This window comes from Streptomyces flavofungini (assembly GCF_030388665.1).
Lineage (GTDB): Bacteria > Actinomycetota > Actinomycetes > Streptomycetales > Streptomycetaceae > Streptomyces > Streptomyces flavofungini_A.
Window position 1 is genome coordinate 7,192,975 of sequence record NZ_CP128846.1, and the last position, 11,590, is coordinate 7,204,564.

Below are 11,590 nucleotides of genomic sequence, written 5' to 3' on the forward strand. Positions count from 1 at the left end.
CCGTCGTGAAGCTCCACTTAATTCTGCTACGAGATAATGCGCAGGAGTGCTACGAGGTTCGGGGCGTCCGCGCGGGGCTCGGGCCGCCGGTGCTCCGGCGCCGCACCCGTGGGCCGTTGCGCGGGAACACGCGTGGGACGCGGTGTGCAGGAGTGTGCCACGTGCCGCCGAGGCGTCGTTGACGGGCCGGGGCGGGCGCAGGACCCTCGGGCCATGACCACGCATCCGTACGAGCGTTACGTCGCCGTCGGAGACAGCCAGACCGAGGGGATCGGCGACGGCGACGAACGGCACGGCTACCGCGGCTGGGCCGACCGGCTCGCGGAGATCCTCGCCGCCGAGAGCCCCGACTTCGCGTACGCCAACCTGGCCGTGCGCGGCCGCCTGGCGGAGCAGGTCAGGGACGAGCAACTGGCCCCCGCCCTGGCGCTCAAACCGGACCTCGCGACCGTCGTCGCGGGCATGGGCGACCTGGTCAGGCCCGGCTACGACGCCGCCCGCACCGCCCGCGCCGTCGAGGAGATGTTCGCCGAACTCACCTCGGCGGGCGCCCGCGTGGTGACCGTGACCTTCCCCGACATCGGCCGCATCGCCCCGCTGGCCCGCCGCGCCCAGCCGCGCGTCGTGGAGCTCAACGCCCGGATCCGGGCCGCCGCCGACCGGCACGGTGTCGTGGTCCTCGACCTGTTCCCGCAGCGGATCACCGCCGACCCGCGGCTGTGGAGCCGCGACCGCACCCACGCGAGCCCCGTCGGCCACGCCCGCATCGCCGCCGGCGTCGCCGATCTGCTCGGCCTCCCCGGGCACGAGGACTGGGCGCGCCCGCTGCCGCCGCTCGCCCCGGTGTCGGCGCTCGGGGGCGCGGCCCAGGAGGTGCGCTGGCTCGTCGGGGCGATGGGGCCCTGGGCGCGGCGGCGGGTGCGGCGCGGCGGGGGCGCGGGCGGCGCGCACCGGGCGAAACGCCCCGGACTCGACGCGGTCACCCTGCCCGCACCCGAACGGGCTTGACCTGAACCTCACTTCAAGTCGGAGCGTAGAGGGCGTACGCACCGCACGAACAGCGCGTACACCATCACCGCCCCGCGCGCTCGCGGCCGCACCGACGGCCTCGTACGCCCATCGAACGTGGAGATCCCCATGACCCGCCGCGCCCCCGCCCACCCCGACCCGACCCGCTCCGACATCGGCCTCACCTTCTTCAGCACCTGGCACGTCGGCACCCCCGAGCGGCAGCGGGCGGCCGTGGCCGCCATCGCCCACGCCTGGGAGAGCCGCCCCTGGCCGCACGAGGGCCTGCTGGGCTACCACGTGTACGCCGGTGCGGACGGCGCGACCCTGATGCACCACTCGCAGTGGCGGGACGAGGAGTCCTACCAGGACTTCTTCGCGCACGGCCGGGACGCGCGCAACGACGAGATCGACGCGGCGGTGCCCGGCATCGAACGCCTCGGCCTGACCAAGTCCGAGCTGTACCGCAGCGTCACACCGGGCTCCGGGGGCCCCGCGCCCGAGGCGTTCGTGACCGTGCACGTCGACTTCGACGGGCCCGACGCCGGGCGGCAGCGGAAGTGGGTGGACACGGTCCTCGACGCCCTCGCCACCGGGCCCGTCCCCGGCCTGGTCTCGGCGCACTTCCACCTGAGCACCGACGGCACCCAGGTCGTCAACTACGCGGAGTGGGAGACCGCCGAGGCCCATCAGCGGGCGCTGGAGGCCCCGGGCGCCGGCATCGGCACGCTCTCGGAGGAGTGGCGCCGGGTGCGGGAGTTCCCGGGGATCGTGGAGGGGAGGGCGGTACGGCGCTGGCGGCGGGAGTTCGGGGTCGTGCCCGGCTAGTTCGCGCCCGGGGGCTTTACCCGGCGGGCCGTCCGTGGGGTCATGGAGGCGTGAGCGGGACCGGGGCCCGGCGGCCCCGGTCGTCCCGCTCGACCCGAGGAGTCGCCATGACCAAGGACAGCCGCAGGGGCAGGGCCAGGGGCGGCGGGAGCGGCAGGGGAGACGGCGGCGGCAGGCGCGGTGCCCGTGCCGGTGGCGGCACCACTGACTCCACTGCCGCCGCTGACACCACCGGCGCCCCCGGCAGCGGCGTGCGGGAGTTCGAGATCGTCCGGGAGTTCGAGGTCGGCTCGCCGCCGCAGCAGGTGTGGGACGCGTTCGCCACGGTCACCGGCACCAGCGGCTGGCTCTGGCCGATGGAGTACGAGCCGCGCGTGGGCGGCGCCGCGCCGCACGGCGCCGTCGTCACGGCCTGGGACCCGCCGCGCCGGCTCACGGTCCGCTCCGACGGCCCGGCCGTGCTCTTCGCGGAGCGGAGCACCAACCACCTGGAGCACCTGATCGAGCCCCGCGACGGCGGCCGCCGTTCCTGGGTGCGGCACGCGCACAGCGGGATCTTCACCCAGGACTGGGGGAACCAGTACGACGCGGCGGACAAGCACACCGACTTCTATCTGCACACCCTGCGCGAGTACCTGACGTACTTCGCGGGTCGCCCGGTCACCTACACCCACCTCGACGCCCCCGCCGCCACCACGGCCCACGACGCCTTCACCCGGCTCGCGCTCGAACTCGGCCTGCCCACCGACGCCTCGGAGGGCGCCCGCTTCCGGCTGAGCGCCGCCGGTGCCGACCTGGACGCCGTGCTCGACTTCCGCACGCCGTACTTCATCGGCCTGCGCACCGACGACGCGCTCTACCGCTTCTTCGGCCGCAACCACTTCGGCCGTCGGATCGGCGTCAGCGTCCACGACTTCGCGGCCGGCGCGGACGCCAAGAGCGCGGAGCCCGCGTGGCGGGACTGGCTGACGCGCCTCTACGGCTGACGCGGGCTCCGGCTCCGGTCTCGGCCGCGGCTACGGCCGGAAGCGCACCACCTGCGGGTCGTGGTCGCTGTTCTGCTCCGCGAACTCGGCGTTCACGTGCACGCTGTCGTAGTGGAAGCGGCCCACGCCCGGGCTGACCAGGATCTGGTCGAGGACCTGGGAGTTGCCCTGGAAGACGTACGAGTAGCGCTCGGAGCGCGGCAGCGACTTGATCCCGGCGCGCAGTGCGCCGCCCTGCTCAAGGGCCTTCGTCGTGGCGGAGAACTCGAAGTCGTTGATGTCGCCGACCACGAGCACGTCCGCGTCCCGCTGGGTGGCCCTGACCTGCCGGACGAAGGAGTTCACGACCTCGGCCTGACGCACCCGCTGGGTCTCCGAGGAGCGCGCCGGCGGCTGGTGGTGCGAGGTCAGGGACTCGTCGCCGCCCTTGGACGCGAAGTGGTTGGCGATCACTATCACCGGCTTGCCGCGGAAGGAGAACTCGCCGGCGAGCGGCTTGCGGCTGTTGGTCCACGCCGGGTCCGTCGGGGCGATGCGGCCCGGCGAGTGCGTGAGCGCGGCCCGCTTGCCGACGCGGACGACGCCCGTCGGGGTCGTCGCGTCACCGGCGGCGCGGTCGGTGAACGACACGCGCTCGGGGTTGAAGAGGAACACCTGCCGGATGTTGCCGCCCGGCTGGCCGCCGTCCTTGTTGTCCTCGGGGTCGACGGACCGCCACTCGTAGCGGGGGCCGCCCGCCGCGACGATCGCGTCCGTGAACTTCTTCAGGGTCGCAGCGGCGGACACCGTGCCGTCGTTCTTCGCGCCGTTGTCGTCCTGGATCTCCTCCAGGGCGACGATGTCGGGCGTGGCCAGGTTCGTGACCACACCGGCGGCGAGCGCGTCGAACTTCGACTGCGGGTCGCCCGGGTCGAGGTTCTCGACGTTGTACGTGGCCACGGCCAGCTCGCCCGAGCGCTGCGGCCGGGTCCGCTCCCGCTGCAGGCCCTTGCCGCCCTTGCCCTGCGGCACGACCTCGCCGAGCTCCCTGGCGGCCAGCGTGTACCCGCCGAACCGGTTGAAGTCCAGCGGCCCCTCAGTCGCGCCGGTCAGCCGGTCCCCGACGTTCGCCTTCGGGAACGGCTGCTCGGAGACCGGCGCCAGCTGCTGGATCTGGAGCCTGCCGGTGTTCTGGGAGTCGTACGAGCCGTACCGCGCGCCCCCGCGCCGGGTGGGGTTCTCGTGCGGCTTCACGGTCACCCAGAGCTCGTTGTACGGGTCGGTCGCGCCGACGACGCGGGAGGAGCCGACGCGTACGTTCATGCCCTCCAGGGACTCGTAGAGGTCCAGGGCGTAGGAACGGGGCTTCAGGGGCAGCCCGTTGACGCTGTTGCCCGCGGCCGGGTCCCCCTTGGGGGCGTACGCGGCGGGCACGGATCCGGCGCCGATGGTCACCGGGGCGGGCAGGGCGTTGCCGGAGGACTCGACGGTCACCGTCGGCTTGGTGATCTGGGTCAGCGACTGGTTGCCGGACGCGGCGCCCCCGGGCACGTACTCGGTGACGGTGCCGGAGACCCGGACCGCGTCGCCCGTCTTCACCGTCGGCGTCGAGGAGGTGTACACGAACACGCCCTCGCTGGTCGCGCGGTCGTCGTCCGGTCGCGCGTCCTGGATCCAGAAGCCCTTCGAGCCGTGGCCGCGCACGCCGGTGACGATGCCCGGCACGTCGCTGACCTGCTGTCCGGCCAGCGGGGACAGCCGCGTCGTGCCCTGGATGTCGTGCACCCGCACCTGGTCGGCGGACGCGGTGGAGGCGGTGGCGGTGAGCAGCCCGGCCGCGAGGGCGGTGGCGACGAGGGTGCTGACGGCGGCGGATCTCGGTATGTGGGGCATCGGGGCTCCGGAGTGAGGGTGGGGACGGACGCGCGGCCGGGGGAGTGGCGCTCTACGCGCGTCAATCTCTTGTGCGGGCGAGGGAGTTGTCAAGGTTCTTCGGGTGTGCGTGAGCTGTACGTCTCCTGACGGGAGGGTGAAGCCGGGCGGAGTCGGGGCGAGGCGGGCGAAGCCGGGCGGCCGTGCGGGGCCGGTGCGGCCGGTGGGCGGGGCGGTTCGGTACGGGCCCGTCCGGTGGACGGGAGCTGGTCCGGGCCAGTGCGTCCGACGGGCGGGCGGCAAACGGTCAAATCCGTCTAGGCTTCACGCAGCAGACCCGCACGCCCGTCAGGGCGGCAGACCGTACGCCCGCGAGGGCGGCAGACCCGCACGTTCGTCAGGAGAACCAGCCGATGTCCCAAAGCCCCGCCACCCTGCCGCCGGTGCTGCTGCACTCCGAAGCAGAGCTCGCGCGGGACGCGCTCGCCACGCCCCTGCTCGCCCGCGCCGTGCGGCTCGCCCGCTGGGCGGGCCCGGACACACGGGTGGGCGCGGGCGGCGAACTCGTCGACGAACAGCTGCCGGCAGCGGCGGCCGAGCTGGGGCTCACCGGGGGCGCGGACGGGCCCGAGGGGCTGGACGAGGGTGACGCGGCGGCGTACGCCAGCGAGGCGTGGCGGGTCGCCGTCGACACCGGCCTGGTCGAGATCCACGAGGGGCCGGAGGACGCCGAGGGCCCCGAGAGCTCTGAGGGCTCCGAGGGCTCCGAGGGTGCTGACGAAGCCGATGCCGACGACGCCGACGACGCCGACGGGACCGTCACCCCGGGCGAGGAGCTGGGGCTGCTCACCTCCGGGGCGCCGCAGGACGTCCTCGGCATCTGGCTCGCCGCCCTGGAGACCGTGTTCGCCGACGCGACGGTCCCCGACCTGGACGACCTCGTCGACGCCATCGAGGACGGCGGCGAGATCGACTTCGAGGCCCTTGGCTGGGACCCGCAGGGCGAGGCCGACTTCCTGGAGGGCGTCCTCGGCAACCTGTACCTGCTGACCGTCGGGGAAGGCGCCGCGGACGGCGCGGTGCCGCTGCCCGCGCTCGCCGCGTCGATGATCGTGCCCGACGACATGGGGGAGCCCACCGACGACATCCTGGAGCAGGTGTCGGACGCGATGATGCGGCTCGACGACCAGTTCCGGATGCTGGAGCCGATCGGGCTCGTCGAGTACCAGCCCGTCGACGAGGCCCTGATGGCCGACATCGACAGCGAGGAGCCGATGCCGCCCGTCGACGACGAGGACGTCACGCGGTACGGCATGGTGAGGCTGACGCCGCTCGGGCTCTACGGCATCCGGGCGCGGATGCTGGAGGCCGGGCTCGACGCGCCCGCCGTCGGCGACCTCGCCGACAAGGGCGCCGACACGCTCCTCGACGGCACCGCCGCCTTCCCGCAGGGGGCCGCGCAGGCCGAGATCGAGCAGTGGCTGGCCCGGCGGGAACCGCTCGACGCCGCAAGGGAGTTGCTGTCCGCGGCGCGGGGCGGCGACGAGGGGGCGCCTCTGCGGCGGCTCCGCTGCCAGCAGGCGCTGTCCCTCGTCGGGAACGAGGCCGAGCCCGCGCTGCGGGAGGTGCTCGACGACGCGGAGCTCGGCGGGCTCGCCCGGGTGTGGCTCGCCGAGCACGGTGCCGCCGACGTGCCGCCGCCGTCCGAGGGCATGGTCTTCTGGCTCACCATCGACACGGTCGCCGCGCAGCTCGCCGCCGAGGGCAACTCCGAGGAGCTCCAGGCTCTCGTCGAGGGGCTCGCCGCGCAGCACAGCGGGTTCTTCGCCGTCGCGTGGCGCGTGGGGCACCCCGCCACCGCGGACGTCCTGGAGGCGATGGGGCGCCTCCACCCCGACAAGAAGGTCGCGAAGGAGGCCCGCAAGGCCGCGTTCAAGGCCCGCTCCCAGCAGGCCTAGGCCGACGTCCCCTTCGGGTGGGACAGCCTCCCCCGAATCGGCGCTCCGCGCCTCGTCCTCAATCGCCGGACGGGCTTTTCCCCACCCACCCGCCCCTTCCTGCCCTCCGGGCGGGCTGAGAAGTGCCGGGGTGGGCCAGTAGGTCCAGTTCGGGCGGGCGGGTGGGAGAAAGCCCGTCCGGCGTTTGAGGACGAGGCGCGCAGCGCCGATTCGGGGGAGGCAGGGCGCACCCGCCGGTGACACCGGCCTGGAGAGCCCGTCCGGCGACTGAGGACGAGCCGGGCCGGAGGCCGCGACGTACGGCTCCCCGGCCCGGCCCGAGGGCTCAGCACTCGTAGCGCGTCGTGTGCTTGAACGACGAAGTCGCGCCGTCGAAGCCGTACGTGCCGCGGTAAGCGGGCGGGTTCTGGTACTCGCCGACGACGGTGATCCTCGTGGCGCAGGAACCCTGGCCGGCCCGCTTGGCGTCCAGGCGGATCGTCTCGCCGATGAAGCCGCCGGTGATGTCCCAGGGGGCGCCGCAGATGCCGGAGGTGATCTGGCCGCCGGTCACGACGTGCGGGTAGGTGTTGGGGTTGTACTTCACCTCGATGCCGAACGTGACCTGGCCGTTGTGGAGCGTGAGCTTGCAGACGGTGGAGACCGCCTCCGCCGAGACGTCCATCTGCGTGGCGAAGGCCTCGTCACGCGTCTTGACCTCGGCCCCCTGCGGGTTGTGGAAACGGTGCTCCGCGTGGGCCTGGCCCTTCTGCTTGCGTGCCTGTGTGGTCATGGAACCCTCCCTCCGGGAAGTCGTGCCGTCAGGCCAGCTGCTCGGCGATCTCGACGCGCAGCAGCGCGCGGACGTTCTCGATGTGGTTGACGACGGTGACGGTCGAGGAGCCCGCGAAGAGCAGGCCGAGCGCCACGTTGTCGTGCGAGGTCACCAGGGAACCGGAGTCGCCGCCCGCGGAGATGTTCGTGGTCAGGATCTGGTCCTTGAAGCGGGCGGTGCCCGCCGTGCCGTAGTTCACGTCGACCGTCGCGTCCACGGAGATGATCCGGCCGAAGCTGATGTTCGTGGTGCGGCCGGACTTCTTGACGAGGTCGCCGACGGCCACGTTGGCCTTGCGCCGCCAGGCGCGCGGTGCCCCGCTGAAGTACTGCTCGCGGGTCGCGTCCTGGAAGTCCACGGCGCCGAGCGCCGCGTCCACGACGTTGTTGTGCCGCTCCAGCGGGACCTGCGGAGCGAACTGGATCGTGATGAAGCGGTCCAGGGTCGCGATCCGGTCGGCGGGGTCCTGGCCGCCGTCGAAGACGCCGGGCTGCACGATGGCGCTGCCGAGCTGGGCCCGGTTGGAGTCGGCGAGGACGTGGTTGTTGGACAGGATGTAGAACTTCGCGGGTACGCCGAGTCCGGCGCCGGGCGGGTCCACGGACGCGCCGGGCAGGAAGTCGTACACCACGCTGCCGAGGGTGCCCGCGGTCACGCGGACGTTGCCGACCGAGAAGCCGGAGGGGCTCGGCCGCATCCGGCGCTTGAGGAGCTGCGGCTCGAACGCGCCGAGCCCGCCGAGCTCTTCGAGCCGGGGCTGGGACAGGCCGGCGAGCTGCTCGCTGACGCTGCCGTCGGGGTCGTACATCAGCGAGGAGCGGTCCTCGCCGCGCACGGACTTGCGCTGCTGGCGCTGCGCGGCCACATGGCCGACCGCCAGGACGTCGGTGGGGGTGCCGTCGTCCATCTGGTGCGGGATCACATCCCGTTCGGGGAGCAGTGATTCGGGCACCTTCTGGGTGACGAACACGAGCACGGCGGGCTCGCCGGTGGGCTGTCCGTCGCTCCACTTCACTCCGTGACCGAAGCCGACCACGTTCGCGAGCGGCTCTTCGCGGCGCATGAAGTCGGCCATCGCCTGCTGGCGGGAGCTGTCGCTGAGCGTGCCGCCGGTGGGTCCTCGCATCAATTCGGGCTGGCTCACGCCAGACCACCTCTTCCCCTTGTGGTGAAGTCCCGGGTCCCGGAGGACGTCTCAGGCGTCGCCCTGTGCGCCGACGTCGCCGATGGCGAGCACGCGCACGGGCACACCGTCGAGTACGTCCGGAACCACGTCCTCGTCCCGGAGCCGGTCACGGGGCACCCGGTGCGTGACGAAGACGACGATGACGTCAGCGCCCGAGTGCTCGTCCCTGCCCGTGCCCACTCCGGTGACGTTGGCCAGCCTCATCAGCCGGCCCTCATGGAGGCTGCGTGCCTGGTGTGCGTCCACTCCGGCTCGCCTCCCCGCGTGGGTGATGCGGTTCCGCAGGCGTACCTGCGGGATGCGGTACCTGGGTGTCTATTGCCGGGGCCACCGACGGTCAAGGTGTTCTGCGTGAAATCTTGCCTTTGCGGACGGTACGTGCCTGTTGACCTTGTTCACCAAGGCTCTTCCAGGAATGCGAAGTCCCTTCCGACCAGTGACGCGCACGCGACGTACGCCGCTTCACGTAGCCCGGGGCGGGCTCAGGTGCGCAGGTGGGACGCGCCGTTGAGATCCAGGACCGCGCCGGAGGCCCACTCGGCCATCGGCGAGGCCAGCCACACCACCGCCGCCGCGATCTCCTCGGCCGTGCCCGCCCGCCCGAACGGGCTCTGCGCCCGGATCGCCTCGCCCTCCGCCCCGCTCAGCCGGTGCGCGACCCGCTCCGTGGCGAAGAACCCGGGCGCCACCGACGCCACCGCGATCCCGTGCGGCGCGAGCGCCACCGCGAGCGACTGGCCGAGCGCGTGCACGGCCGCCTTCGTCGCCCCGTACGCCGGGTGGTCCGGCTCGCCCCGGAAGGCGCCGCGCGAGCCGATGTTGACGATGCGGCCGCCGGTGCCCTGGCCGATCATGCGGTGCGCCGCGAGATGGCTGAGGTTCGCGGTGGCGAGCAGGTTGACCGAGACGTGCCGCTGCCACAGCGCGGACCAGTCCTCGTACGAGGTGGTGGCGGGCGGGTGCGGCAGGTTCACGGCCGCGTTGTTCACCAGTACGTCGACGCCGCCGAGCGCCTCGGCCGCGCGGTCCGCGACGTCCTCGGCCCCGGCCGGGTCCGACAGGTCGCCGCCCACGAGGGCGTGCCCGGACCCTGACAGCGAGTCGAGCGTGGCCCGCGCCTCCTCCTCGCGCGAGCCGAAGTGCACCGCGACCCGGTCGCCGTTGTCCGCGAACGCCCGGGCCAGGGCGCGGCCGAGTCCCCGGGAGGCGCCGCTGACCAGGACGCGGCGGCCGGTGGCGGGAAAGGCGGGAACGGCGGTGTGCCTGCTCGCGTCGGTGGCCGTGTGCGCGTCGGTCATGGGAGCCTCCTGGCGGAATGTGAGCATCCGGAAAACGACCGCCGAAGTCGGCCTTCGTTCAACCGCCGTTTATACGTGAGCGGGAATCTGTCGCCGACAGCAGGCCCGGTCGCACGCGCCCCCAGGAGAAGACATGCCGTCGCTCACCCGCAGGGACTTCGCCAGACGATCAGCGATCACCGGGGCGGGCGTCGCCCTGGCGGGCAGCGTCGGCGCGCTCGCCACCGCGCCCGGCGCCCTCGCCGCGGAGGACCCCGAGGTGGCGGGGCCCGAAGGGCCCGAAGGCCAGGACGAGTACGGCCACGGCCACGGCGCGCCGGGCTACGGCCCGCTCCTGCCCGACCCGAAGGGCCTGCTCGCCCTCCCCGCCGGATTCTCGTACCGCGTCATCACCCACAGCGGCAGGACGAAGCTGGACACCGGGGAGTTCACGCCCTCGAACCACGACGGCACCGCCGCCTTCGAGGGCCCGCGCGGGGTGACCCTGCTCGTCAACAACCACGAACTGGGCGGCCCCCGCACCCGCGTGAAGTACCCGGTGCCGCTCACCGACGGCCTCGTCTACGACCCGGCGGCGGCCGGCGGCTGCACGGTCGTCGAGGTCCGGCGCGGCGGCGAGGTCGCCGAGTGGGTCGGCGTCGCGGGCACCGCCACCAACTGCGCGGGCGGCTCCACCCCGTGGGGCACCTGGCTCACCTGCGAGGAGACCGAGGACCGGGCCGGCCAGAACGGCATGACCAAGGACCACGGCTACGTCTTCGAGGTCGACCCCTGCGACCGGCGCGCCAACCGCGACCCGAAGCCCCTCAAGGCCCTCGGCCGCTACGCCCACGAAGCAGTCGTCGTCGACCCCAAGCGCGGCCACCTCTACCTCACCGAGGACGCCTCCGGCCCCAACGGCCTGCTCTACCGCTGGACCCCGCCGCACGGCTTCCGGCACGGCCGCGGCAAGCTGCGCGCGCTCGCCGACGACGCCGGTGTCCTCAAGGCCCTCAAGTGCTACGACTCCGGCGGCCGCTACGTCGACGACCTCGCCCGCGCCACGCGGATCGGCACCGTGTACGGCGTGGACTGGGTGGAGGTCGAGGACCGCGACGCGCGCGCCGTGCCGGTCCGCAAGCAGTTCGGCGCCGGTGCCGTCACCCGCGCCCGCAAGCTCGAAGGCATGTGGTGGGGCGACGGCGGCGCGTACATCGTGTCCTCGTACGCCCGCGCCGAGAGCCCCGAACAGCACGACGGGCAGGTGTGGTTCTACCACCCCGGCCGCCGCACCCTGACCCTGAAGGTGCTCATCGGCGTGAACCCCGACCCCGGCAAGGACGGCGCGTACGACGGCCCCGACAACATCACCGTCTCGCCCTACGGCGGCCTCGTCATCGCCGAGGACGGCGACGGCATCCAGCACCTGTTCGGCGCGACGGAGCGCGGGCGGACGTACCCCATCGCCCGCAACGAACTGAACGTGGGCACCCCGGAGAAGCCGTCCTACAGCGAGTTCGCGGGCGTGACCTTCTCGCCCGACGGCAGGACGCTGTACGCCAACATCCAGACGCCGGGCATCATGCTGGCGATCAGGGGGCCGTGGCGGCGCCAGCGCCCCTGACCGGCGGCAGCGTCCGTGCGATCGGGGGCGGTGTGTCCGTGCGACCGGGGGCAGTGCG

At 73.3% G+C, this 11,590-nt stretch carries 10 protein-coding genes; 5 read left to right on the plus strand and 5 right to left on the minus strand.

Annotation, left to right across the window (positions count from 1 at the left end; translation table 11 throughout):
* Positions 1 to 213 precede the first annotated feature (213 nt).
* From QUY26_RS30800 to QUY26_RS30810, 3 genes are all read left to right on the plus strand, one after another.
* Positions 214 to 1,008, plus strand: a complete 795-nt coding sequence (locus QUY26_RS30800) for an SGNH/GDSL hydrolase family protein (protein WP_289952431.1) — start codon at positions 214 to 216, stop codon at positions 1,006 to 1,008.
* A 129-nt stretch (positions 1,009 to 1,137) separates the two neighbouring features.
* A complete protein-coding gene (locus QUY26_RS30805) occupies positions 1,138 to 1,836 on the plus strand; it encodes an antibiotic biosynthesis monooxygenase (protein WP_289952433.1) in 699 nt (232 codons plus the stop codon).
* Positions 1,837 to 1,943: 107 nt separating this feature from the next.
* On the plus strand, positions 1,944 to 2,822 hold the full coding sequence (locus tag QUY26_RS30810; protein ID WP_289952435.1) for an SRPBCC family protein: 879 nt from the start codon (positions 1,944 to 1,946) through the stop codon (positions 2,820 to 2,822).
* Positions 2,823 to 2,852: 30 nt separating this feature from the next.
* On the opposite strand, the gene QUY26_RS30815 is transcribed toward QUY26_RS30810, so the two are convergent.
* Positions 2,853 to 4,694 (minus strand): endonuclease/exonuclease/phosphatase family protein, encoded by a 1,842-nt coding sequence (locus QUY26_RS30815; protein WP_289952437.1) that lies wholly within the window; start codon positions 4,692 to 4,694, stop codon positions 2,853 to 2,855.
* Positions 4,695 to 5,086: 392 nt separating this feature from the next.
* Here QUY26_RS30815 and QUY26_RS30820 point away from each other — a divergent pair, with 392 nt between their 5' ends.
* Positions 5,087 to 6,631, plus strand: coding sequence for a hypothetical protein (locus QUY26_RS30820; protein ID WP_289952440.1), 1,545 nt, complete (start codon positions 5,087 to 5,089; stop codon positions 6,629 to 6,631).
* Between the two features lie 325 nt (positions 6,632 to 6,956).
* Here QUY26_RS30820 and QUY26_RS30825 read toward each other — a convergent pair whose 3' ends face one another.
* The 4 genes from QUY26_RS30825 to QUY26_RS30840 form a co-directional block, all read right to left on the minus strand.
* Positions 6,957 to 7,403, minus strand: a complete 447-nt coding sequence (locus QUY26_RS30825; RefSeq protein WP_289952441.1) for a hypothetical protein — start codon at positions 7,401 to 7,403, stop codon at positions 6,957 to 6,959.
* Between the two features lie 28 nt (positions 7,404 to 7,431).
* Positions 7,432 to 8,589 carry a hypothetical protein gene (locus QUY26_RS30830; RefSeq protein WP_289952442.1) on the minus strand — a complete coding sequence of 386 codons (1,158 nt, stop codon included), beginning with the start codon at positions 8,587 to 8,589 and terminating at the stop codon, positions 7,432 to 7,434.
* Between the two features lie 51 nt (positions 8,590 to 8,640).
* Positions 8,641 to 8,835, minus strand: a complete 195-nt coding sequence (locus QUY26_RS30835) for a hypothetical protein (protein ID WP_051811011.1) — start codon at positions 8,833 to 8,835, stop codon at positions 8,641 to 8,643.
* A 278-nt stretch (positions 8,836 to 9,113) separates the two neighbouring features.
* On the minus strand, positions 9,114 to 9,929 hold the full coding sequence (locus tag QUY26_RS30840; protein ID WP_289952448.1) for an SDR family NAD(P)-dependent oxidoreductase: 816 nt from the start codon (positions 9,927 to 9,929) through the stop codon (positions 9,114 to 9,116).
* A gap of 133 nt (positions 9,930 to 10,062) precedes the next feature.
* On the opposite strand from QUY26_RS30840, the gene QUY26_RS30845 reads away from it, so the two are divergent.
* Positions 10,063 to 11,532, plus strand: coding sequence for an alkaline phosphatase PhoX (locus QUY26_RS30845; protein ID WP_289952451.1), 1,470 nt, complete (start codon positions 10,063 to 10,065; stop codon positions 11,530 to 11,532).
* Positions 11,533 to 11,590 lie beyond the last annotated feature (58 nt).